The sequence below is a fragment of the Halobacillus mangrovi genome, from assembly GCF_002097535.1.
GTDB classification, from domain to species: domain Bacteria; phylum Bacillota; class Bacilli; order Bacillales; family Halobacillaceae; genus Halobacillus; species Halobacillus mangrovi_A.
In genome coordinates, this window is record NZ_CP020772.1 from 947,987 (window position 1) to 971,391 (window position 23,405).

General features: G+C 42.1%; 22 protein-coding genes and 1 pseudogene. 17 read left to right on the top strand and 6 right to left on the bottom strand.

Features of this window, described 5'->3' with window-relative positions:
* Positions 1 to 45 precede the first annotated feature (45 nt).
* From HM131_RS04690 to HM131_RS04740, 11 genes are all read left to right on the top strand, one after another.
* Entirely contained in the window at positions 46 to 285 is a 240-nt protein-coding gene (locus tag HM131_RS04690) for a hypothetical protein (protein WP_085028449.1), read from the top strand.
* Between the two features lie 441 nt (positions 286 to 726).
* Complete coding sequence (locus tag HM131_RS04695) at positions 727 to 1,716, top strand: LacI family DNA-binding transcriptional regulator (protein WP_085031799.1); 990 nt, start codon at positions 727 to 729, stop codon at positions 1,714 to 1,716.
* A 161-nt stretch (positions 1,717 to 1,877) separates the two neighbouring features.
* Positions 1,878 to 3,281 (top strand): sucrose-specific PTS transporter subunit IIBC, encoded by a 1,404-nt coding sequence (locus HM131_RS04700; RefSeq protein ID WP_085028451.1) that lies wholly within the window; start codon positions 1,878 to 1,880, stop codon positions 3,279 to 3,281.
* A 122-nt stretch (positions 3,282 to 3,403) separates the two neighbouring features.
* Entirely contained in the window at positions 3,404 to 4,378 is a 975-nt protein-coding gene (gene manA / locus HM131_RS04705; protein ID WP_085028453.1) for a mannose-6-phosphate isomerase, class I, read from the top strand.
* A 14-nt stretch (positions 4,379 to 4,392) separates the two neighbouring features.
* Complete coding sequence (locus HM131_RS04710; protein WP_085028455.1) at positions 4,393 to 6,099, top strand: phospho-sugar mutase; 1,707 nt, start codon at positions 4,393 to 4,395, stop codon at positions 6,097 to 6,099.
* Between the two features lie 418 nt (positions 6,100 to 6,517).
* Entirely contained in the window at positions 6,518 to 6,982 is a 465-nt protein-coding gene (locus HM131_RS04715) for an IDEAL domain-containing protein (RefSeq protein ID WP_085028457.1), read from the top strand.
* Between the two features lie 367 nt (positions 6,983 to 7,349).
* Positions 7,350 to 7,487: an anti-repressor SinI family protein gene (locus HM131_RS04720; RefSeq protein ID WP_085028459.1), complete on the top strand. Its 138-nt coding sequence runs from the start codon at positions 7,350 to 7,352 to the stop codon at positions 7,485 to 7,487.
* A gap of 83 nt (positions 7,488 to 7,570) precedes the next feature.
* Positions 7,571 to 8,782 carry a helix-turn-helix domain-containing protein gene (locus tag HM131_RS04725; RefSeq protein WP_198162716.1) on the top strand — a complete coding sequence of 404 codons (1,212 nt, stop codon included), beginning with the start codon at positions 7,571 to 7,573 and terminating at the stop codon, positions 8,780 to 8,782.
* Positions 8,783 to 8,991: 209 nt separating this feature from the next.
* Entirely contained in the window at positions 8,992 to 9,228 is a 237-nt protein-coding gene (locus HM131_RS04730; protein ID WP_085028463.1) for a helix-turn-helix domain-containing protein, read from the top strand.
* Between the two features lie 22 nt (positions 9,229 to 9,250).
* The gene (locus tag HM131_RS04735; RefSeq protein WP_085028464.1) at positions 9,251 to 9,373 is read left to right on the top strand and encodes an anti-repressor SinI family protein; all 123 of its coding nucleotides are present in this window, start codon (positions 9,251 to 9,253) and stop codon (positions 9,371 to 9,373) included.
* A gap of 23 nt (positions 9,374 to 9,396) precedes the next feature.
* On the top strand, positions 9,397 to 9,999 hold the full coding sequence (locus tag HM131_RS04740; RefSeq protein WP_085028466.1) for a hypothetical protein: 603 nt from the start codon (positions 9,397 to 9,399) through the stop codon (positions 9,997 to 9,999).
* A 424-nt stretch (positions 10,000 to 10,423) separates the two neighbouring features.
* Here the strand turns inward: HM131_RS04740 and HM131_RS04745 are convergent, their stop codons facing one another.
* The 3 genes and pseudogenes from HM131_RS04745 to HM131_RS04755 form a co-directional block, all read right to left on the bottom strand.
* Positions 10,424 to 11,884 carry an ArnT family glycosyltransferase gene (locus HM131_RS04745; RefSeq protein ID WP_198162717.1) on the bottom strand — a complete coding sequence of 487 codons (1,461 nt, stop codon included), beginning with the start codon at positions 11,882 to 11,884 and terminating at the stop codon, positions 10,424 to 10,426.
* On the bottom strand, positions 11,868 to 12,296 hold the full coding sequence (locus HM131_RS04750; protein WP_085028470.1) for a GtrA family protein: 429 nt from the start codon (positions 12,294 to 12,296) through the stop codon (positions 11,868 to 11,870). Before HM131_RS04750 ends, HM131_RS04745 begins: the two co-directional genes overlap by 17 nt.
* A pseudogene (locus HM131_RS04755) lies at positions 12,289 to 13,305 on the bottom strand (glycosyltransferase family 2 protein). The gene HM131_RS04750 and the pseudogene HM131_RS04755 overlap by 8 nt, the downstream one beginning before the upstream one ends.
* Before the next feature lie 280 nt (positions 13,306 to 13,585).
* Between HM131_RS04755 and HM131_RS04760 the strand changes: the two are divergent.
* Entirely contained in the window at positions 13,586 to 14,686 is a 1,101-nt protein-coding gene (locus tag HM131_RS04760) for a glycosyltransferase family 4 protein (protein WP_085028472.1), read from the top strand.
* A 604-nt stretch (positions 14,687 to 15,290) separates the two neighbouring features.
* Entirely contained in the window at positions 15,291 to 16,028 is a 738-nt protein-coding gene (locus tag HM131_RS04765) for a 7-cyano-7-deazaguanine synthase (protein ID WP_085028474.1), read from the top strand.
* A gap of 161 nt (positions 16,029 to 16,189) precedes the next feature.
* On the opposite strand, the gene HM131_RS04770 is transcribed toward HM131_RS04765, so the two are convergent.
* Positions 16,190 to 17,065, bottom strand: coding sequence for a PIG-L deacetylase family protein (locus HM131_RS04770; RefSeq protein ID WP_085028475.1), 876 nt, complete (start codon positions 17,063 to 17,065; stop codon positions 16,190 to 16,192).
* A gap of 20 nt (positions 17,066 to 17,085) precedes the next feature.
* Positions 17,086 to 18,108 (bottom strand): GNAT family N-acetyltransferase, encoded by a 1,023-nt coding sequence (locus tag HM131_RS04775; RefSeq protein ID WP_085028477.1) that lies wholly within the window; start codon positions 18,106 to 18,108, stop codon positions 17,086 to 17,088.
* A 158-nt stretch (positions 18,109 to 18,266) separates the two neighbouring features.
* On the opposite strand from HM131_RS04775, the gene murJ reads away from it, so the two are divergent.
* The gene (gene murJ, locus HM131_RS04780; RefSeq protein WP_085028479.1) at positions 18,267 to 19,787 is read left to right on the top strand and encodes a murein biosynthesis integral membrane protein MurJ; all 1,521 of its coding nucleotides are present in this window, start codon (positions 18,267 to 18,269) and stop codon (positions 19,785 to 19,787) included.
* A 119-nt stretch (positions 19,788 to 19,906) separates the two neighbouring features.
* The gene (locus HM131_RS04785; protein WP_085028481.1) at positions 19,907 to 20,521 is read left to right on the top strand and encodes a cyclase family protein; all 615 of its coding nucleotides are present in this window, start codon (positions 19,907 to 19,909) and stop codon (positions 20,519 to 20,521) included.
* A 99-nt stretch (positions 20,522 to 20,620) separates the two neighbouring features.
* Here the strand turns inward: HM131_RS04785 and HM131_RS04790 are convergent, their stop codons facing one another.
* A complete protein-coding gene (locus tag HM131_RS04790) occupies positions 20,621 to 21,562 on the bottom strand; it encodes a glycerophosphodiester phosphodiesterase (protein WP_085028483.1) in 942 nt (313 codons plus the stop codon).
* 207 nt (positions 21,563 to 21,769) lie between these two features.
* Here HM131_RS04790 and HM131_RS04795 point away from each other — a divergent pair, with 207 nt between their 5' ends.
* A complete protein-coding gene (locus tag HM131_RS04795) occupies positions 21,770 to 22,576 on the top strand; it encodes an aminoglycoside adenylyltransferase domain-containing protein (RefSeq protein ID WP_085028485.1) in 807 nt (268 codons plus the stop codon).
* A gap of 16 nt (positions 22,577 to 22,592) precedes the next feature.
* Positions 22,593 to 23,051 (top strand): DUF1697 domain-containing protein, encoded by a 459-nt coding sequence (locus tag HM131_RS04800; protein WP_232324870.1) that lies wholly within the window; start codon positions 22,593 to 22,595, stop codon positions 23,049 to 23,051.
* Positions 23,052 to 23,405 lie beyond the last annotated feature (354 nt).

The following is a 23,405-nucleotide window of genomic DNA, read 5'->3' on the forward strand; positions in this document are numbered from 1 at the left end:
TGAAATATAAATAAAAAGAACTAGAGAAGGAAGGAGGAGCGGATCATGAATGTCCCTGTTGGTCCATTGACAGGACCTCTAAAAAAATATCAGCTAATCATCGATGAGATTATTGCAGAATGGGGAATAGGAAGAAAGGAAGAATTCCGCCGTGAAGGTATCATTGCGATCTACCGAGCGATCGATAATCTCCGCACAACAATATCCGGTGCACTAAACGACGCCTACATAGAATGGAGCATCAGAGAACATTTCCGCAGCTTACTCCCTCAGAATGATCAATAAAGGTAAAGAAGTAGATGAAGCTTGGGCAAAACTGTGTTAGCCACTCTAACATCCGAACGATGGTGAAGTTTGATGATAAGCTTTCACCATCGTTCGGATTTTTTATGGTAAATGAGCGCAACTAATTTCTCCTATACCTTCGGACCACTGCTGTTCCTCGCATGTGGTCTACTCTGATGAAAAGGAAGCATGAAACAGAAGTAGGAAGACCATTCAAGTGGAATGTATTTCCGAAGCGGTCATTTAGAGCAATCGATTGCTTTAAAGTTTCTCTATCTTTTGCTGTTCTTCTATAGATTGGATGCTTTTAATTTTGTCCCAGCCCTTCTTTGTAAAAATTGATCGGTAACCATTTAAAGGAAATTTATTGGAAAGACTAGACAACTGAAAGCATTTTCAATAGGATTATATATGAAAAGGATTCCATGGGAGATGAAAGAAATGACGACAATCAATGATATTGCGAAGCTTGCGAACGTCTCTCGCACGACTGTTTCAAGAGCTTTAAATAGTAGTGGATACGTGAGCGAGGATGTACGTAAACGCATCATGAAAATCGTTGAAGAAACAGGATATATGCCAAGCCAGTCAGCGAAATCATTACGTACGAAACGCTCCGGCGTCATCGGGGTAATTTTACCGCGTTTAAGCACGGAGACTTCTACAAGAGTCGTTAACGGCATCAATGAAGTGCTGGCAAAAGAAGGGTTTCAAATCCTTCTGACAGATACAGAGCTTGATAAAGACAAAGAGATCGATTACATTCGTCTGTTGAAAAGCAGGCATGTGGACGGAATCATTCTGCTTGCAACGAACATCAATGACGATTTAATAGAGACCATTAAACAGGTACAGGTCCCATTTCTAGCAATCGGGCAAGAACTTCCAGGCGTGACGTCCCTCGTGTACGATGACTACCATGCCTCCGCTGACCTTACGAACATGCTCGTTCACAAGGGACACGAGAAAATTGCTTTTATTGGTGTGAGTCCTGAAGATCCATCTGTAGGAAAAGTTCGTGAACAAGCCTACCGCGATATGATGGAAGAACACGGGTTGCCAGTAAGTGAAGCGATGGTCGGACAAGGTGATTTCACGATTGACTCCGGCTATGAGCAAATGAAGACGATCCTTCGTGATTGCAAAGATGATAAACCGACCGCTGTATTTGCGGTTACCGATCGAATGGCGATCGGGGCGATGGAATATTTGAAAGAACAGGGGTATAAGATTCCTGAAGATATGGCCGTCGTAGGAATCGGAGCATCAAGCATGTCTAAATACATCACTCCATCCCTGACGACCATCGACTATTTTAATAAGGATGCGGGAAAAAAAGCAGCAGAGTTGTTACTAAACAAAATCAATGATAAAAAAATTGAAGAAAAATTTGAGCTAACGTATAGACTAATTCTACGAGATAGTGTATAGTTCTACATGAAAACGCAATCATGTAATCGTTCACACAAGAAATGATTTCCATTTTTAAGAGAACTCAAACGAACTTTTCATACATTATTTAGAATTTTTATTTTTTTGTAGAATGTGTAATCGATTACATGCTAAAACTACTTTTGAAAGGAGAATGGTTAATGGCTGATAATTCACAAATTGCAAAACAAGTCATTGAGGCTGCAGGTGGAGAAGGTAATGTTGCTTCAGTTGCGCACTGTGCCACACGTCTTCGGATTATGCTTCACGACAAAGAAAAGGCAGATATCTCCGCAATCGAAAATATCGACAAAGTAAAAGGTGCCTTTTATAACTCAGGTCAGCTGCAAGTGATCTTCGGAACAGGAACGGTAAACCGAATCTATGAAGAAGTGACGAAGCTGAACGTAGAAGGTACGACGAAATCTGAAATGAAAGAGGAAACAAAACAACAAGGAAATATGTTCCAACGTTGGATCCGTACATTTGGGGACGTATTCGTACCAATCATCCCTGCGCTCGTTGCTACAGGTTTGTTCATGGGTCTTCGTGGTCTCGTCACACAGCCGCAAATTCTGGCGTTGTTTGGGTTAGCGCCTGAGGACATTTCAGAGAACTTCATTCTATATACACAGATTTTGACGGATACTGCATTTATATTCCTGCCGGCGTTAGTGGCGTGGTCGACCTTTAGAGTGTTTGGAGGCAGTCCAATCCTCGGTATCGTCATCGGGCTGATGCTTGTATCACCTGCTCTTCCAAACGCCTGGGATATTGCCGGCGGTGAAGTCGAGCCGATTATGTTCTTTGGATTTATCCCGGTCGTTGGTTATCAGGCTTCTGTGCTTCCTGCATTCATTACGGGTATTTTAGGGGCGAAGCTTGAGAAGGCCTTAAGGAAGAAGATTCCTGAAGCACTTGATCTAATTCTGACACCGTTTCTTGTGCTATTAATTATGATTACTCTTGCTTTGTTTGTCATTGGACCGATTTTCCACGTAGTCGAAAACGGAATCTTCTCAGCGACACGTGCCATCCTTGAGCTTCCATTAGGAATTAGTGGACTAATCATTGGTGGACTGCACCAGGTGATCGTTATCACAGGGGTGCACCACATCTTCAACTTGCTGGAAATTCAATTGCTTGAGCGTTTGGGAGAAAACCCGTTCAACCCAATTATTTCTGCAGGAATCGCAGCTCAAGGTGCAGCGGCCCTAGCTGTTGGATTGAAATCAAAACAGAAGAAAATGAAAGCTTTGGCTCTTCCATCTGCACTTTCCGCATTCCTTGGAATCACTGAGCCTGCGATCTTCGGTGTAAACCTTCGCTACATGAAGCCATTCGTCATGGGACTTATCGGAGGCGCTGCTGGCGGATTCTATGCTTCTCTTATCGGACTGGCCGGAACCGGAATGGCGATCACCGTAATTCCTGGTATGCTGCTGTACTTGGATGGGCTGTTCCCTTTTGCGAACTATATCATTTCAAACGTGATTGCCATTGGAGTCGCCTTTGGACTGACGTGGGTATTCGGCTACAACGACAAAATGCTTGAAAACAAATAATTCCAATTATTGGCGGACCAGGTCATACAGATATTTCCATATCTGGCCTGGTCTGTTTTTGTAAGATTTGACATCGGGTATGGTACAATAACGGGGAGTAACAATAGGAAAGAGGTGCAAACATGTACAACCAACCAATTTTCCTTCAGCCAGAATTTAAGGAGAGACTCTGGGGAGGAACGAAATTACAAGAGATCTTCGACTACGACATCCCATCTGAACAAACGGGAGAAGCATGGTGTATCTCGGGTCATGACAACGGTTCGAACGTTATTAAGAATGGACCATTGAAAGGCAAGACGCTTGCTGATGCATGGCAGGAACATCGTGAGCTTTTTGCCGGCGAAGAAGGCGATGAGTTTCCTTTATTAGTGAAAATTTTAGACTCCAAAAAGGATCTTTCTGTCCAGGTCCATCCGGATGATACATACGCACGCGAACTAGAAAACCAGAATTACGGGAAGACCGAATGCTGGTACGTGATTGACTGTGAAGAAGGATCCGAAATAATTTTTGGTCATCATGCGTCAAATAAACAGGAATTAGAGCGTATGGTGGAGAATGAAGAATGGGAAGGCCTTTTACGTCGAATTCCTGTTCATCCTGGCGACTTTTTCTATGTCCCAAGCGGCACGATCCATGCCATAGGAGGAGGGATTCAAATTCTCGAAACTCAGCAGAGCTCCGATATCACGTACCGTGTCTACGACTACGATCGTGTTGGTAAGGACGGGAACAAGCGTGAACTGCACCTTGAAAAATCCCTGGAGGTAACGACAGTACCTCATGAGGATCCTGTCATCGATCGTGAACAGTCCTACGATACTGATCTGCAAATCGAAACGCTCATTGAAGAGGAGTATTTCTCAGTCTATCGCTGGGAACTTGAAGGCCGAAGCGGTGAGATGGCCCCGGAACCTTATTTACTGGCAAGTGTGTTGGAAGGGGAAGGACAAGTTCTCATCAACAATCGATCCTATGATTTTGAAAAAGGAGATCACTTTATCCTCCCGGCGTCTATCGAGACGTACACAATGGAGGGAAATGCGTCGTTCATCGTCTCTCGTTCTAATAAGAGCGCAGGGCGTAAAAAATAAAAGGAGTGGTGTACATGTGGAAAAATGAATATAATCGCTGGAAAGAATTTGGACAATTAGATGAAAAATTATCAAACCAGCTGGCCGAAATCGATTCGGATGAACAATCTCTGGAAGACGCCTTTTATAAAAATCTAGAGTTTGGTACAGGGGGCATGCGCGGAAAATTAGGCCCAGGTACAAATCGCATGAACATCTACACAATCCGAAGAGCAGCGGAGGGGCTGGCTTCATACGTCAACGACCGCGGGTTGTCCAACCGTGGAGTTGCCATCGCTTATGACTCTCGTTATATGTCAAAAGAGTTTGCTGTTGAAACGGCTCGTGTGCTTGGTCACCACGGCATCCCTTCTTATGTATTCACCTCTTTACGGCCAACACCAGAACTATCTTTCGCCGTCCGCTATTTGCAAACGGCGGCAGGGGTCGTTATTACGGCGAGCCACAACCCTCCTGAATATAATGGCTTCAAAGCCTATAACGAAGATGGGGGACAACTGCCTCCGAAGCAGGCTGAATCAATGATTAGCTTTGTTAATAAGGTAGAAGATGAGCTGAATGTCGAAGCAGCGGATAAAGAAGAACTTGAGAAAAATGGGCTTTTAAACTGGGTCGATGAAAAAGTCGATAATGCTTATTTAGAAAAACTGAAATCCGTTACGGTCCAGCCTGACATTGAGAAGAATATCTCCCTTGTTTTCACACCATTGCATGGTACAGCGCGTGATCTTGTAGAGAAAGGTCTTATGCAAAGCGGGTTCTCTTCCATTCATATTGTAGAAGAGCAAGCACAACCAGATCCTGAATTTTCTACAGTCGAATCTCCAAACCCTGAAGAACATCAGGCGTTCGCCATGGCGATCGATCAAGGAAATGCGATTGGAGCTGACCTTTTACTAGCGACAGATCCAGATGCCGACCGTATGGGGGTTGCTGTTCCTGATGAAAACGGAGAGTTCAAAGTACTAACTGGAAACCAGACAGGTGCTTTAATGCTTGACTACATTTTGGAGCACACACCGAACCTTCCAGACAACGGTCAATTGATCAAAACGATCGTAACGTCTGAATTTGGACGAGTGATCGCAAATCATCACAACGTTAGCACCCTTGATGTGTTGACAGGCTTTAAATTCATTGGTGAAAAAATCCGTGAATACGAGCAAACTGGTGATCACAAATTCTTATTCGGCTATGAAGAAAGCTATGGCTATCTAGTTAAAGACTTTGCTCGTGATAAAGATGCTGTCCAAGCTTGTGTACTGATCGCCGAAGTCGGTGCGTATTACAAGAATCAGGGTAAAACATTGCTTGATGCTCTTGATGAGCTATACCAAAAACACGGGTATTTCCTAGAGGATTTGCTGTCCGTGAAACTTGACGGTAAATCAGGCGCTGAGAAGATCAAACAAATTATGGACGATTTCCGTGAAGCGGATATTAAAGAAGTAGGCGGCAAAAAAGTTGTGGCAGTCGAAGACTACGCAACAACGGAACGCCGCTACGTGGAAGACGGTACAGTAGAAGAAATCGACCTGCCAACGTCTAACGTCTTGAAATTCATCCTCGAGGATGACTGCTGGTTCTGCTTGCGTCCATCAGGTACAGAACCGAAAATCAAGTTCTACTTCGGCGTGAAAACATCATCCATGACCGATAGCGAGAAGTTGCTTGAATCACTGAAATCAACCGTAAATGAACGCTTGCACGCGCTCATTTAATGCTAGTAAGAAAACCTCCAGCCCTCTTGGCTGGAGGTTTTTTGCTCTACTAATGAGTTAGGGAACAGAATTGTGCCGTTAAGGAACAGAGCATTGGCGTTGGGAACGGAGCGCCGCCATTCAGGAACAGAACTCCTACGTTAAGCCAGCGTCCTGGCGTTAAGGAACAATCCAACGAAGTTAGGGAACAATCACACCCCAACAACCACCCAGCCCCGTTATACACACTCCCCACTCAAGCACCGAGGGATCAATTCTAATCAAAACCCAAAACAAATCCGTCACCATAAAGCCCGAACCCTTTCAACAAAAAAATCCACGCCCATAACTAAAGAAAAGGCTTTCATTTTATTGACAAATCAGCGATAATAGAATAAAATACTGAAAATTCTGATTAAATATATGAGGGGTGGGCGTTGTGTTAAATATCAAAATGTTGAAGCCGTATTACGTCAAAGAAGATAAACGCTTTATTCGTGTTGTGCTTGCCTACCAGTACTTTTCTCTTTTTATCGATAATGAACTCTATCAATTCGTACCAATGGAATCCAGAGAAATCATCATAGATCGAAATCGCAAACGGGTGCACAACGTGTTCGACATCTTTGTTTTCCAGCGCGGAAAACGGATGGTCTACGTATCCGTCACTGATTTGCTGCAATTGCCGGAGTTTCTTACACACTTGAACTCGATCATTGCCCCTTACTATGAAAGCGAGGAGCAAATGTACCAGGATGAATCCCTTGAGGAAGAGCTTGAGGAATTGATCGTCGAGCTGGAGAAAGAAAACCTCAGACGTCTGATTGATCAGGCGATTGACAAGAATGATCGCGATTCGTTCCACAAGCTGACGGAAACTTGGAATCAAATGAATAAGTCATAAAACAGGGTAGGTATGTCTTCTCATACCTGCTTTTTTTATTGAATATACGATCAATTTTTTTGTGTGCGACTAGCTTTTTACCGTAAAAGTGCATTCATCGCTTGTCTCATGCATGGTAGGGCTCCCAACTCGTTTGCTCTTTCGTTCTTCTTTACGATAATCTACAAAATAGGACAATATTTTTATTGGAAAATTATGAATTTATATGAGTTATTTTAAAAAATAATGAATATTGTGCAAAAACTTACTCGGTAAATGGCGTATAATACAATTATATTTACAAAAGAAGGAAATGAGCGGTTCTAATGGGGGATAGATACATAAGACCAAAGAACCGAATAATAGGATTTAGGGAGGTCTTTCAGGGATGCGTGTAGTACCTGAGGTGCGAAAGTTGGATGAGGAATGGGTGAGTTTATTAAAAGAAGCAAAGGCCATGGGGATGGATGTTGAAGAAGTGAGAGAGTATATTCAAAACTTTTCAGAGAGAAAGAGAGTTCTTTAGCGTTCCCTTATGAGCAGGGGATGCTCTTTTTTTGCAAGCTGAATCATAGGAAAAAGAGACTGGTGAAAAGGAGGGTGTTTCAAATGAACGCTGTAAATTATGAGCTGATTTCCATGTTGAAAGATTGTTCAATCGCTTTTCAAACCCCTATCTTCCTATTTGATCACCATCATAAGTTAACCTATCAATTTCCGGACAGCTTCCAGAAACCTCATCCATTGCTCCGTGAAAATCTTTCTCCTAATCTGCGGCAATCTGAAAATATTCCATATTCCCTTCAGCTTTATTCAGATGCTTTCCACCAGCAAATGTTCCTTTATCCGATGCTTGATGAGCGGGGCAAGGGGGTCATTATAGGAATAGGACCTTTCCTTCAACAGGAAGTTGGAAGAAAGCAGGTGAACAAGCTGTTAATTCTTCATGATATTGAAAAAGAACACGGAGAAGCGATGCTTGATTATTTTAGTCAGCTCCCTGTAGTGAATCAAGTCCACGTGCTTTCATTAGAACGTATGCTCCTCAGAGTGCTTCCAGAGAAAGAAGATAAACCGATGATAAGAAGTAATGCAGATGACCGTCAAAAGAAAGCGTTCCAGTTTTATGCACACACCAGCCCTTCTCAAAAAGATTCCTATCAACTAAAGGAACAATTTTTCGAAGCTTTCAAAAAAGGTGATGAGAAAGCCACTGATTTGTATCAGAAATATAAGAAAGAATTCTCTGTCTCTCTTGCTAATGGAGACTCTATACGCTCGGAAAAGAATCATCTCATCCGCCTCGTAGCTGAATTGACCCAAGTCTGTTTGGAAGAAGGAGCGCCGCGGGACGAGCTGTTTTCTTTAAGTGAATTTTATATCAATTTTTTAGAAACCAAACAGACACGTACAGACTTGCTTGAGCTGGAATCTAATGTGATCTTGTCCTTCTTATCACGTTTGAAGCAAACGAAAAATGGTCAGCATTATTCCCCCCTTGTCGAACGGACACAAAAATACATCTTTCAATACCTTACAGAAACTATTTCATTGAAAAAGATTGCGGAAGAGCTGAATGTCCATCCAAACTACTTATCAGGCGTGTTCGCAAAAGAGGTAGGGATATCGATTTCACAGTTTATTAATAAGCAGAGGATCAAACAGGCGAAAGAACTGCTCAGTATTACAAGGTACTCGTTGATGGAAATCAGTATTTTGCTAGGCTATAACAGTCAAAGCTATTTTACTCGTGTGTTTAAAAAGGTAGAAGGCATTGGACCGAAAGAGTTTCGAGATAAATATCATGTGTCAGAGGAATAGGGTCAGCTTTTGGTGTTGATCCTTTTTTGTTCTCAAAAAAGGATAGCAAATACAAGAATTCAAAAGGAAAATGTAGCATAAAGTTCGTAACTGTTTATTATTTTTCAATTTGCCTGTTTCTTTTTAAGGACAATCCTATTATAATATTCTTAATAAAGAACAACGGCGTGTCGAATAACGAATGACAGAAGGGGAGGGGTCATGAGTATATGACTACCATCGGAGAAAGAATACGCGTATTAAGACTGGGAAAAGGTCTATCAGTCAATGAGTTTGCTAAAAAATCCAAGGTCTCAAAGTCCTATATTAGTAACATAGAACGTGGTGTTCAGAAGAATCCATCTTTAATCGTCATGAATAAAATGGCCAAAACGCTCGATGTACCATTGGAAGATTTGCTTTCCTACAAGTTCGCAGGTCAAGACGAAGAACAAGAAGTGAAATAAAAGGGTGGAAAGGGGAAGGGATATGGCTGCACAGACAATCAAAAAGCCAGTAGATGAAGAGTGGTTAGAATTGATCAGGCAGGCCAAACACCTGGGCTTAAGCATCGATGAAATAAAAGCTTTCATAGAACGAGGCAGAGGGTAGCTAAGATTGTGGGAGGGAGCGGGTTGAAAGGAAAACAGATATTCACTAGAGAAGCAGCAAAGCCCAATTTATTTATTCAGGAGTGCCCTTCCTACTTAAACAACAAGTTTGTGTTGTGCGATATCAGCGTGCTCGTGGATCAATATTCGCACATTTACTTGAAAGACGGATGGAAAGTATTGAGCAGTGAGGGGAAAGTTTTTGCGCAAACGAAAGGCAATGTAAGGATTGAAAACCCAATGGCGGCCGTGCGTGGTGATGAATCGCCGCTATCCTTTATGCAGGCAGCTGTTTGTTTTCATCAATTTAATTTGTTCAGCACGGAACATACGAATGTAAATACAAGTGCAATCGTCGATGATGAACGCATACGTCTCTTGGACTTGTTCGGATACTGGAGTTTTGGTCATATGAAGCGGAGTCTGAATCCTGTGTTTTTTTATGACTCCCTTCATCATCCTGTTATCATTTTTTTCACCTATCATAGAGACAGTGCAGACATTGTGGAGAAGCATGTTCACCGGTTTGATCACGTCGGTTATGCTCTGAATTTTCATCAGAAGGTTTGGGCTTCCAAAGAGAAGCAAAAACGCAGTTCTATATTCGATGTATGGACTGAATCCTGATTAACAATCGGGCTTTTCTTTTGTTCACGGACAGTGGACAGATTTCATATGCTATTACATAAGTATCAATTTATTATATAATCTTACAAAAAATGCTATGAAAAACTTCAAAAATAGGATAATATGATTAGAAAGCTACCAAAAATGATAGCTTTTTTGAATCTTTTTGTAATATTTTATCGTCTAACAGAGCAGTTACATAATTAGCCGACAGAAAAAGTCGTTTTAAATCGAACGTTTAAGTAAATAGATTACTAGATGATAAAATGTGGAAAAGGTGGGACGCATGGAAAATTTAAAAGAGGTGTTGCAAAACATCATCCAACAAACAGAGAATGCCGAGTTGATGTCCTCCCAGGAGGTCATTGACCAACTAATTGAACAATTACAGCGATAATAGTTTTCACATAAGAAAAGCAGTGCCTCAGCTGGCACTGCTTTTTCTAATGGATTCTCTCTTTTTTGATCTTATAAACAACCGGTGAAGTACATAGACACCATAGCTCTGCAGAGTGATCAGACCGGGCATAAGCACGAACCTGTACCGCGTCTGAATTTCAATAAGCAGGTGAATCATTGCATATCCGATGATAAAGAGAACAAAGAAGAGAGCCTTCTGCTGCTTGTTTTCCAAGTTTCCTTTTGCACTTTTTATTAGTCCAAAAATCGCGATCATTCCAAAGATGAAAAACTGGAGATAAATGAATTTATCTGTTTTATACAGCCAGTCTTTGAAATCTTCGTCATCCCCCTGGTAACTCCACATGATGGAAGCATCTCGGTCTCCCCACATTATGGAGAATTTGTCATGGAACAGAGGAGGAAGGCGGCTTGGATCTGAGAGACGTTCCTCAATCATTTCTTCTTCTTTGGCAAGGCGTTCCTTCCAGCTGAGATTACTGAGTGTTTTTGAACCTTCATTCGAGTACGTTCCTCTTGTTTCATGATTCAATCCTACGACGAATTTCCATTTTGGATCACGGTTCTCCAGAGGATAGTCAGAGATGCCTGAGATTATTAGGGTTTGACTTGCGATCGTGAGTACGAGCAGATAAGTCGTGATGACCCCAAGGAATTTTCCACTATTTATAAGGATATTCCTACGATTGTTCCGCAACAGGTACACGACGAAGACGAATATCCCCGCTGCCAAGAGCACAAATGAACCGAGCGGACGGATGATATGGCCGAGAGCAAACAAAACCCCGATAGCGATCCACGACCAGTTCTTATCTTCAAATCTTTTGACAAGTAAATAAGCGCCAATATAAAAAAGTAGAGTCGCAAGAATTTGATTCGTCAATAACGAAGTCATAACGATCGCTGGAATATAAAAGGTGTAGATTAGGCCGGCAAGGTGCCCGGCTTTTTCCTCAAATATTTCTGTCGTAATTTTATAGACCATCCAAACCATTGCTACGCTGAACAGAATATTGAAAAACTGAAGTATGAAGATGTCCTCGCCAAACAAAAAAATGATCAATGCTTGATACATGACGAATCCTAGCTGATACACCCACTTTTGGAAGTAGCTGTTTTCCGTAAAACTGAAATCACCTTCTGTAACAGACAAAGCGGCATTATGCAGCGTTAAGAAATCAGATTCAGGCTCCGTAGGTACAAAAAGCACCCACAGCAGTCTTAACAAAAAGGCAAGGATAAGCATGCCGGAAACGTAGTAAACCCTTGGGATAGGAAGACGCGTCACTGCATAAGCAATCCCCATTACAAGCAGGCCAGCAGCCACAATGAAGAAAGAAGGCCAATCGTAAAAATCATCGAGCTGTTCCACATTCACATAAAAGCCGTAGCCCATATAGATAGCGCCAACTAATAAGATGGTGAGGACACAGAATGCTTTAAAGTATTTATTGAACGCGGTCATTGGCCTGCTCCTCCTTTTCAACCGTCTGATCATTGAAGATGAAATACTTGCTTGCTACATAATTGAATAAAACGACTAAAACGTTGGCAGCGATTTTAGAAATTAAATCATCGACATGGATCAGGTCTACAAGTACAATCATTGTTCCAATATCTAGAAAATAGGAAAGTAAGCGAGCTCCCATGAAAGGGAACAACTCTTTCCAGGCAGACTGTTCACTCTTAAAGACGTACGCTTTGTTTGTGAAAAATGCAAATAAAACAGCCACCAACCAGGCGATGGTCGTGGCAAGTTTATAGTCCATCCCGATTAAATTGGCCGCTACATAGTACGTGACGATGTTCACTAAGGTGGTAAGCCCTCCGAAAACGAGATAGAGGAGGACTTCCATCTGCTTGCTGTGCTTATTCATAACGCTTTTCAACCTCTTGTGTATCATAGTCCCATCGTTGGTAATATTCATGGGCAGGACCATAAGGGATATTGGAAACCTTTTGTTCGTTGTATTCATTGACAAAATAGAGCGGCCGGCGCTTCGTTTCATTAAAGACTCGTCCGAGGTATTCACCGATAATGCCAAGAACGATCAATTGAATACCACCGATAAAGAGAATCACACTCATTAAGGACGGATAACCTGCCACAGGATCGCCAAATACGAGCGTCTTAATGATGATCCAAATCATAAAAATAAAGGCAAAGATCGACACGCCGATTCCGAATAAGGAGGAAAACCTTAAGGGAGCGGTCGTGAATGAAGTGACTCCTTCAATGGCAAGATCGACTAATTTTCCATAATTCCATTTGGTTTCTCCTGATACCCGTGGGTCACGGTCGAACAAAATTTCTTTTTTGTTATAGCCAACCTAGCTGAACATCCCTTTTGTATAACGCTGAGTTTCCCGCAGTTTCTTAATTGCCTCCACACAGCGTCGGTCGAGCAGCCGGAAATCTCCGGTATTCTCCTGAATCGGTACTTGGCTCATATTTTTTAACAGCTTATAAAAGGTACGTGCTGTGGTTTTCTTCAGCCAGGTTTCTCCTTTGCGGCTGCGTCGTTTGGCATACACGTCATCATAGCCACGCTCCCAGTAGTAGATCATCTCGGGAATAAGCTCCGGAGGATCTTGCAAATCTGCATCCAAAATGATGAGCGCGTCCCCTTTGGCATGGTCGAAACCTGCAATCATTGCGGTTTCCTTTCCAAAATTACGGGAAAGGTCTACATAAGAGACTCTTTGATCCAATTCCCGTAATTCTTTGATGATCGGCATCGTCTCATCCTGACTGCCATCGTTTACAAAAAGCAGTTCAACATCGTATTCATTCAAGTCAGTAATGACATCAAGAATTCTTTTATAAAGATGATGCAATGATTCCTCTTCGTTATAAGCAGGAACTAGTATCGTGACTGTTTTCACCCTTCTCACCCTTTTCTATCGCCTGTATAATGTTTAAACAACATTATGAATGCCAAAATCTATCAATTTTCGCAAACAACGTAACAATTGTAACATATTTGTAATTTAATAGATATAAAGAAACATTCCAGGTATTCTCACAGAAAGGAGGTAGATGGTACAATCGATTTAGTATAGAAAAACAAAAATAAAGACAATGTACGACATGATTTGAGTTACTCTGTGATATAATGAAATCGCATTTTGCATTTTTTCAGTTTATAGATAAGTGAGGATTCTTATGAATATATATTTGGATATCACCATAGCCATTTTGATCTCTATGGCTGTCAGTTATGTACTGGTCTTTCCAGTCATGAAACTGGCTGTGAAGTGGAAAATGATGGACTATCCCGAACTACGGAAAATCCATACCGAAATCACTCCTCGGATGGGAGGATTGGCGATTTTCGGTGGGGTCGTAGCCGGGATGATTTACATGCGTCCGGATACGCCTTATTTCACTGCGATCAGTATCGGGGCGTTTATTATCGTGTTAACCGGTCTCCTGGATGACCGCTATCAAATCCGCCCGATTTTTAAGCTGGCAGGTCAAGTGTCAGCAGCAGCTATTCTCATTTTCTCCGGCTTAAAAATCGACATCGTCAGCATTCCGTTTCTTGGCATGGTAAGTTTGAATGATCCGATCAGCATTGCTTTCACATTTCTATGGATCATTGGAATCACGAATGCCATCAACCTAATTGACGGATTGGACGGGCTCGCCACTGGCGTTTCCACAATTTCATTGATCAGTATTTCGGTCATGGCGCTTGCCATTGAACCGCAAATTACGATTGTGTACTTGTGCGTGGTTCTGATTGGAAGTAACATCGGATTTTTATTTCATAACTTTTACCCGGCGAAAATTTATATGGGGGATACCGGTTCCTTGTTCCTGGGATATTCAATGGCTGTCATCTCAATGGTCGGACTATTCAAGAACGTAACGCTGTTCAGCTTTGTCATTCCGATTATCGTCTTAGCTATTCCAGTGTTCGACACCCTGTTCTCCATTCTGAGACGTCTCATTAATAAGCAGAAAATTATGATGCCGGATAACAAGCACATCCACTATCAGATCTTAGCGGCAGGTTTCAGTCACCGGACGACCGTCTTGATCATCTATGCGTTCAGTGCGCTGTTTGGCTTGCTAGCCATCTTATTCTCACTCACTTCCTTCGGGATTTCACTAATCATCACGTTCGTCATACTGCTTTTGCTACACTTGTTTGCAGAAATGACTGGCGTCGTATATCGAGGGAAGCGGCCCCTGATTGACATGATCTCTAAGAATGAGAAAAAAAATAAAGAAAAAGATAAAGAACGTGATGAAGCATAAAAAAACAGGGCTGGGCCAATCGTGTTTTAGCCATTTTAAAGTCCGAATGATGGTGAAGTCTTATCCTAAGAATTTCACCATCATTCGGATTTTTTTATTGTAGATGAGCGCACCATGTCCATTTCCTTCCATTCCTTCAGTCATTTGTCTTGCAAGGTGGAAGGAAGGCCGCTCCGACAGAATGCGTAGCTTTCCACTGCCTCAGCTCCCTTGCCGAAAAGCACTGCTACTGGGTCTTCGGACAGGTGCTGTTTTCGCAGGAATCTCTGCTGATGAAAACTAAGCATGTAAAAAGGGTTTAGACCATTCCAGCGGAGTGTATTTCCGAAGTGGTGATTTAACGAAATCAATTACATCTAGAATTTCCCTGCATTAGTAGTTCATCTTTAAATTGGATGCTTTTAATTATGTCACAGCCTAGTTTTTTTTATGGAAGAGCAATGGTGCTGCCGATAGTTATCGGCACCATATCCAAACACCCTCATTCCCGACATCATTCGACCGAACGATATGGAAAGCAACATCGTTATACAAAATGATTGGTTAACCAACACCCAATAAGGGAACTATACAACATAGAAGACATGTCAGGAGGTTGTGCTCTATGCCTAATAATGTACTTTGGACCGGTGGGTGGGACTCCACATACCGTGTATTGAACTTAGTATTGGATCAGAAAAAGACCATCCAGCCCTATTACGTGCTCGATCCCGTTCGTCCATCAACGGAAATGGAATTGAAGACAATGGAAAGAATCAAACGGCTGATGAATGAATTCGATCCAGGAGCAGAAGAGCGTGTGCTCGAGACCATTGAGATTAGAAAAGACGAAATCCCGTTGAATCCAGACTTTACGAAAGAATATGAAAAACTGCAAAAGGAATTCCGGTTAGGCGATCAATATGACTGGCTCGGTCGATATGCTGAATCTGTGAATATGGATACCCTGGAATTATCCGTCCACCATGACGATAAAGTGCAAGGCATGATTAAGGACGATGTAATTAAGATCGAAGACGGTGAGGACTTTTATTATAGAGTCGTAGACAATCCATCTCATCCGGCATTCGTCATTTTCCAGAAATACCGCTTTCCGCTTCTGGAAATTACAAAGCTTGGTATGGAAGAAAAAGCAAAAGAACGGGGCTACGCTCACATCATGGAAGAAACCTGGTTCTGTCATACGCCTAAGAAGACAGGCGAGCCGTGCGGATTGTGTAATCCGTGTAAATACACCCAGGAGGAAGGGCTAGGACGTCGAATTCCTGAACCGACACGTTTCGAAAAAATCCGTTACTTCCTTTTCAAAGTGAACCGCCGCATCAAAAAAATGGTCAAATAAAATAAAACCGCCAGGAAGCAGGTGTCCTGGCGGTTTTGTGTGGTTTTACTGGTGTAAGGTTCCATACAGGGTTACTACGGTACCTGGTACCACATGGCCTGATCTACGTACCTGACACCACCGAAAAAGCCCGGACCCCAAAGGGACCGGATTTCCTACATTCACGAACGGCTTTCTTCATACGCTTTCTTTTTGAACTTCAAGTTTTTGAACATTGCATATAACAACGTCGCCTCTTTGTTCACTTGCTTAAAGTGCTCATTATAGCGGTATTTTCCATCCAATCGATCGAAACGAGATTTCAATTCCTCATACGTTAGCTCGAGGAATGTTTCGACGGCTTCTACGCCTTTCTTACCGAAAAGATTACGTTTCAGACTTTCAAGTGCTAAAAAACCGTCAAAATCGATGGTCTGGGATTCGAATACATTAATGACTTGTTTTTTCTGTTCGCGATAAGATGTGATGTCAACAATGCAGTTGATTTCCTCTTTAGGCAAGAGAGTGTTGATCTCATATAAGCGGATCACTGGATCCAGATACACATCTTCAAGTGCGTCGCGGACGAGTTTCGCTGTTGCGATATGGTCAGGGTGACAATCGACAAAGACCGGTGCATAGATAACATCCGGCTCGATCTCTTCGATTTTTCGTTTCACCCATTCCAGCGTTGCCCCTTCGCTTTTTAGCTGGCCGTCCTTAGCATTGAAAAAGTCGATCGATGACAGGCCGAGCATTTCTTTAACAAGTGAGGCTTCCTGTTTTCTAGCTTCGACGAGATCTTTTCTTGATCCTTTCGTAAAGCTGCCAGAGCCGTCGGTGAGAAAAGCGACGTGGGTTTGTGCCCCCATTTCTGCATGCTTCATAAGGGTGCCGCCTGCGCCGATGGTTTCATCGTCGACGTGAGGGGCGAGCAGCAGCACTCGCTTTTCCTTAAGTTCAGTCAGGGGACGCTGATCTCTATAATAATTACTGATGATAAGTTGATTGGCAGGTGAAATGACCGGCATTGCCATCTTTAATAGTTTTCGTTTCATCTTGCTTTCTCTCCTTAAGGTTAAAATGAATCGACGTCGCCCATGGTAATCATCCAGCTCTTGACGTCATTCATAAACGCAGTATCCGGCACGACTTCTTTACCGACGAGCGGCATAGGACTATCTTTGTGGGTGAAATTATGCTTCTTCAGCACCTCAGCGCCGATCGTATGAGAAAGCTGCCAGGATTGAATAAGGTCAGCTTCCGAAAGGTGATGGAAGGCTGCTTCAAGAAGTGTTTCCCACACAGAATCTTCATCGACAGCCAGCCAGTCGATGATCAGACCGTTTTTGAATTTACCTTCAGTGAGTTTCGTGACGACGTAGCCCTTAAGTTCGTCATGATCATAAACAGCTGCCATCGTATATTTGTTAACTGGATGGTCGTGATAGCGCCAGTTTAAATAATCAGCATCACGTATGAGCGCTGCTTCCTCTTGCGTGGATGTTTTTTTGGCAAGCTCGTCAAAACGCTCATCACAATGAGTGACTTTTTTCACCTGAAGACGCTTATCGGAAGAAAAGCTAGGGCGCTTCAGCTTTTCAAAAACTCCATCCAAAGGCTTAAATAATTTCAGAGGAGCAAGCTTTGATGCCAAAAGCGCGACAGGATGCTGGATAAAGACATAACGCGGCATATCGGTCAAATGTGTCGCCTCTGTGTACCGTACGAACAATTCTTTCGCCTTTGGTGCAGGAAATCCGTACAAATAAGCGATATCATCGGCCTTGGCTTCTTCAAGCAAGGCTTTGTTCAATTGTTTATAAATGCCTTTGCCGCGGGCATCAGGGTCGACCATTGTATCGACACGTAGGCCGACTTTCTTTTTTTCTCCATTTATATAAGCATCGGAAACCCATAGGCTGATATGACCCAGGATTTGACCGTCTTCATCCCAGACAAGAATAAAAGGTCTTTCCTGCTTCGGATTTTCGATGAATTTCCACCGCCAGACATTTTGTCCGCGTTCGGTGTGAAAAGTTTTATGAAAAAGGGACTGAATTTGTGCTTCATCCCCTTGTTGGTATCGTCGGATCGTCATAACGCTCTTTCCTTTCAAAAACGTATAGTGATACTTTTAGATTATATCAGAGATTGCTAGATTTGAACTAGAGATGTTGTATATTTCCTTTTCGAATAAAAGATGCTACGATAAACCTTAGTGCTTACAAGAGAAACAGAAAAAAGAGGTATAGATGTATGTCGAGATTAAAAACTACCGCAATCTGGATTACGATGCTCGCACTTGTGCTCAAGCTCGTCGGCTTCGTCCGAGAGAGTGTCATTGCGAGAGAATTCGGAGCGACTGATTATACGGATGGATTCATTCTTGCCTTTACCTTTGTCACGCTAATTAAGACATTAATTAAGAATGGATTTAACTCGGTATTTTTACCTGAATATAAGAAAAACCAACGCGAGAATCCGGAAGAGGCGGACCGCAATGCCAACAGCATGTTGAACTATACGATCGTCATTCTGCTGATCTTTACCGTGGCATGCTACTTTTTAACGCCTTATATCGTTCAAATCTATGGATCGATGACAGAGACTACAGAGATGGTCGCGATCAAGATGACGAAGATCTTCTTCCTGTTCACTTTGATTATCGGACTGACGAGCGTACTCGAGTCCTACCTGCAAGCGGTGAGAAGCTTTGTTCCTACGCAGATTGTCAATCTGCTTGGTGCCGTAATGGCAACGTTGTTCATCTTGCTTTTTGCCGACCAGATGGGCATTTACAGTATTGCTTACGGGTTCATAACAGGACTCGCCATCGGACTCTTGATTCAAATTTATTACTTATACAAGTACGGCTATCGCTGGACACTGACTTTCAACATTAACCGTCAGTTCGCGAAAGCCTTTTTCATTCTATTAGTTCCGGCGGTTTTACACTCTTCTGTCGGACACATTAACGTATTTGTTAACAAAATGTTCGCATCCGGAACAGTGAGCGGCGCCGTTACGTATTTGAATAACTCTTCGCTATTAATGAGTATTCCGAGTGCGATTTTCCAAACGACGATTGTAGCCATTATTTTCACTTTGATGTCTGAGCAAAGCGGGAATAAAGAAAAGTTCAAAAATACGCTTTATATGGGGTATCAGGTTGGATTACTTGCGTTGATGCCCCTGGCGATCGGACTTTTCCTCGTAGCAGAACAGGCGATTTCGTTCATCTTTGAACGAGGTGCCTACTCAGCGGAGGACACCGCCAATACGGTCACAGTGCTTTATATGTATATTCCTTTGATTGTGACGCAAGGGTTGATCATGATCCCAATCAAAGCTATGTACGCGATTGGTGCAACGAAAAAGCTCTTAATGATTAGTTCAACAACGATTATTTTGAATGTCGTGTTTAACTACTTATTCCTGATTCCGTTCGGCTATCCTGGACTTGCGTTATCTAGTTCAGCTGTGTCCATGTATTATATATTTTTTGTAACCTATGCGATTTACAAGGAGATGCCTGCTGGTGAATGGAAGCGGCTCATTACTCTCTTTATAAAAGTTGCGATCCCAACAGCTTTCATGGCTGTACCGGTCCTGCTGGTAGAGTATTTCACGCCGATCCAGGAATTGTATTCCTTGTTCCAGCTCATGATCCTTGTTCCGATCGGAGCGGTTACGTATGTCGCAGGGCTGTACGTGTTTTACAGAGAAGGATTTAATAAGCTGATGGAATTTGCCCGTCGTAAAAGTAAAAAAGCTTAAGTAACTACAAAAACGCTCACCTGATCAGGGGAGCGTTTTTTAGTCTCATTTGATACTCGGTGGAAAGCATGTCAAAATAAGAAGAGAAATCAAACTACGAACGAATAGGAGAATGAGCGATGAAAATGATTGATGTCACAGCCCCTGTATATGAAGGGATGCCTGTTTACAAAAACAAACCTGAAAAACAGCCGAAAATCAACACGAACACCAATGGTCACGTTACAGAATCCCGCATGGAAATCGACGTTCACACTGGAACGCATATTGATGCCCCGCTACATATGAAAAACGACGGGGAAACGTTCGAATCAATTTCACTTGAAAAGCTTGTCGGGAACGTAAAGGTATTCGACCTGACGGATGTTGAAGACGGCATTACAAAAGCGGATATTGAAGGCTTTGATATTCAAGAAGGAGACTTCATCTTCTTCAAGACGAAAAACTCCTTTGAAGATGAGTTCAACTTCGAATTCATTTTCTTAAAACAGGATGGAGCCGAGTACTTAGCCGAGAAAAAAATCAATGGAGTCGGTATCGACGCGCTTGGCATTGAGCGCAGTCAGCCTGAACACCCGACTCACAAAGCGCTATTCAACGCAGACGTCATTGTCATTGAAGGTCTTCGCTTGAAAGATGTAGAACCGAAGAGCTATCACATGGTGGCTGCTCCTCTTAAGCTTGTCGGTACAGATGCAGCGCCGGCACGTGTTCTTTTGTTCGAAAATGAATAATGCCAAAAGCAAAACGAGTATGAAATCGAAAATGGTTTCATACTCGTTTATTATTTATCAAAGGGTCCTTAGAGGAAGGTTGAATTTCCTTACCTATGACTAGTTTTGTTCGAAAGCTTTTTCTTTACCCGTCTTCTTTAGAAGGTCATATAATTGATCAGAGTAATTCGTAAACATACCATCTACACCAAGGGAAAGAAGATGTTTCATATTTTCTTTTGTGTTTACAGTGTAAGGATGAACAATGAGGTGGCGTTCGTGTGCAGCTTCCATGAAGGTTGGGTCAACGAGTTTCTGATTAGGGCCTAAGCCATCCGCATACTCTTGAATTTCATCGAAAGCTGCATTCAGTTCGCTTTCTTCCTCAGGGGCAGAGCCCATGAGTTGGACGAGAGGTACATCCTCCGAAACCATACCGTCCAATTTTTGAAGACTAGCAGAACTAAACGATTGAAGAATGACACTTCTGTTCTCAAACGTTTGATTTTCTTCTAAAATACTCACGAGTTTCTCTTCCATTCCGGGGTAGACATCTGGAGCTTTTGTTTCTATGTAAACTCCTACATTTCCTTTAGCGAATTGATCTACAAAATCAAGAGCTTCTTGAAGGGTAGGGATTTCCAATCCTTCATATTTGTTCTTTGAATAGTCTGGATAAACCTCATTAAACCATGATCCTGCATCAAGCATTTTAATTTCTTCAAGGGTGAAATCTCTTACAGACCATGGCGCTCTTTCAGGGAATATTTCTTCTGCATTTGTAGTCCGATCAAGTGTAGTATCATGAAGAACAACCAGCTCTCCATCCTTTGTCATTTGCAAGTCAAATTCTACATAGTCCGCTTTCATGGTAATCGCTTGTTTGTAGGCTTCAAGTGTGTGCTCAGGTGCATACCCGGACGCGCCGCGGTGAGCAACCACAGCGACCTCAGTGATTGGCTCTAATTCTGCTGCCGAAGCTGCAAGACTTGGTTTTGGGCTCAGAAACATTAGAGAAGCTAGTACGACAGTAGTACAAACCAACGAAAATACTTTTTTCATAAATTGACACTCCTTCCTTTACTATAAATATAGTTTAACAGAATAGTATAAATTTGGTATTTTTCCTGTGTAAAGGATTATTAAAAAGGAATAACTAAAATGGCTTTATATGAGTGATGGAGAGAGGGTCGTTCTATCTTTATCTAACAGAAGGACAGTTTTTGGTTTTTGTAGATTGGCACAAAAAAGTTTAGGGGGAGACACGTGATGACTAATTGGAACACCTCCTCTTCTGATGTGAAAACGTTTGTTTCAAAACTAGTAAAGGGTACGAAATCAATTCTAAAAGAAGACTTCATCGGTTTTTACCTGCACGGTTCATTAGCTCTTGGTGGTTTCAATGCTAAAACTAGTGATGTAGATGTGCTGGTGATTACACATAAAGAGATGTCTGTCAAAATCAAAAGACAATTGGCCCGGCTATGTTTAAATCTATCTCATCAACCTTTTCCTTTAGAAATTAGTGTGTTGACAATAAATCAGCTGACAAATTGGAAACATCCTTCCCTGTTCGATTTCCATTACAGTGAATTGTGGAGAGAACGATACCAAGAAGATCTAGACAAGGGGGCGTGCCAATACATAAATGAGGACCAAGGAAAAGATCCAGACCTGGCTGCGCACCTAACGATAACGACCTTTAGGGGAATCTGTATAGAAGGACCTCCTATTCATAATGTATTTCCTTCCGTTCCAACATCTCACTACGTATCTTCCATCCTGCAAGATTATCAAGGATGTTTGGAAAACATAGAGGATGACCCGGTTTATAGCGTATTAAATATCATCAGAGTCTACAGGTACTTAAAAGCAGGAAAGATCCTTTCAAAACAAGAAGCAGGAGAGTGGGGGGAAAAGGTTTTGCCTGTCCACCTGAATTCAACGGTTCATAAAGCCCTCCATAGTTATAAAAGCGGGGAAAAGTCCATTTTTGATAAGAAAGAGCATATAATTTTTAGAAATGATATGAGTAGAAAGATTGAAAAGTTAAGCTATGATAACAATGAGGTTTAAGAAGGGAGTACCAACATTGGCTAATTATATCGCTTTTTTAAGAGGGATTAATGTGGGGGGCCATAACAAGCTAAAAATGGCCGAGTTAAGGAGCGCATTAGAAACGCTTGGTTTAGAGAACATCAAAACTTATATTCAAAGCGGCAATGTCCTGTTTGAATCGAACGAGACCCAAGAACGTTTACAGGGGCAAATTCATGCAAAGATAGAGAAGGAATTTGGTATTTCCAGTCCCGTAATCATAAGAACAAATGAAGAGCTCCGCCAGATGATTCATGAATGTCCATTCTCTGAACATAAGATTAAAGAAGCAGACGCATCCTCTAAAGGGGAATGCCTCCATGTAGCGATGCTTTCGCGAGTTCCTTTTCAGGCTGAGGTAGACAACTATTTAACCTATTCTAATGAGAAAGAGAAGGCGGTTATTAAAGGAAGAGATGTCTATCTGTTTTTCTATGACAGCATTCTAAATTAGGAAATCGTTTAGACAAGCTTGGTCAGCCAGCTACCGTGCGAAATTGGAAAACCTTAAACAAGTTATTAAGTATGAGAGAACAAAACTAAGAAAAGCAGGGGTGCCGTGCAGTTTTTATTATTTGTCGGGTTCATGTCGGTCTTAATTATAGACTGTATAATGCATAAAATTGGAAAGTTAAGAGAGCGCATGGAGATCCTTGAGGAAAAAATGGATGAGAAGAGATCATGAAAACCTCCTTACTATTGAGTTTCTTAATATAGAGCACCCCAGTATCTTCCTTATATACCGGGGTGCTGTTTTGCCTTATTGTACTCTAATCTCATGCCCGATCTGTAGATTTAGAGGCTCGAT

Coding starts and splice junctions, on each gene's coding strand:
- HM131_RS04760 (WP_085028472.1), top strand. CDS start 13,586: ATGAATATATATTTGGATATCACCATAGCCATTTTGATCTCTATGGCT.
- HM131_RS04735 (WP_085028464.1), top strand. CDS start 9,251: ATGGCTGCACAGACAATCAAAAAGCCAGTAGATGAAGAGTGGTTAGAA.
- HM131_RS04730 (WP_085028463.1), top strand. CDS start 8,992: ATGACTACCATCGGAGAAAGAATACGCGTATTAAGACTGGGAAAAGGT.
- HM131_RS04750 (WP_085028470.1), bottom strand. CDS start 12,296: ATGAATAAGCACAGCAAGCAGATGGAAGTCCTCCTCTATCTCGTTTTC.
- HM131_RS04790 (WP_085028483.1), bottom strand. CDS start 21,562: ATGAAAAAAGTATTTTCGTTGGTTTGTACTACTGTCGTACTAGCTTCT.
- HM131_RS04775 (WP_085028477.1), bottom strand. CDS start 18,108: ATGACGATCCGACGATACCAACAAGGGGATGAAGCACAAATTCAGTCC.
- HM131_RS04795 (WP_085028485.1), top strand. CDS start 21,770: ATGACTAATTGGAACACCTCCTCTTCTGATGTGAAAACGTTTGTTTCA.
- HM131_RS04770 (WP_085028475.1), bottom strand. CDS start 17,065: ATGAAACGAAAACTATTAAAGATGGCAATGCCGGTCATTTCACCTGCC.
- HM131_RS04690 (WP_085028449.1), top strand. CDS start 46: ATGAATGTCCCTGTTGGTCCATTGACAGGACCTCTAAAAAAATATCAG.
- HM131_RS04785 (WP_085028481.1), top strand. CDS start 19,907: ATGAAAATGATTGATGTCACAGCCCCTGTATATGAAGGGATGCCTGTT.
- manA (WP_085028453.1), top strand. CDS start 3,404: ATGTACAACCAACCAATTTTCCTTCAGCCAGAATTTAAGGAGAGACTC.
- HM131_RS04720 (WP_085028459.1), top strand. CDS start 7,350: ATGCGTGTAGTACCTGAGGTGCGAAAGTTGGATGAGGAATGGGTGAGT.
- HM131_RS04725 (WP_198162716.1), top strand. CDS start 7,571: ATGAACGCTGTAAATTATGAGCTGATTTCCATGTTGAAAGATTGTTCA.
- HM131_RS04695 (WP_085031799.1), top strand. CDS start 727: ATGACGACAATCAATGATATTGCGAAGCTTGCGAACGTCTCTCGCACG.
- HM131_RS04745 (WP_198162717.1), bottom strand. CDS start 11,884: ATGACCGCGTTCAATAAATACTTTAAAGCATTCTGTGTCCTCACCATC.
- murJ (WP_085028479.1), top strand. CDS start 18,267: ATGTCGAGATTAAAAACTACCGCAATCTGGATTACGATGCTCGCACTT.
- HM131_RS04710 (WP_085028455.1), top strand. CDS start 4,393: ATGTGGAAAAATGAATATAATCGCTGGAAAGAATTTGGACAATTAGAT.
- HM131_RS04700 (WP_085028451.1), top strand. CDS start 1,878: ATGGCTGATAATTCACAAATTGCAAAACAAGTCATTGAGGCTGCAGGT.
- HM131_RS04765 (WP_085028474.1), top strand. CDS start 15,291: ATGCCTAATAATGTACTTTGGACCGGTGGGTGGGACTCCACATACCGT.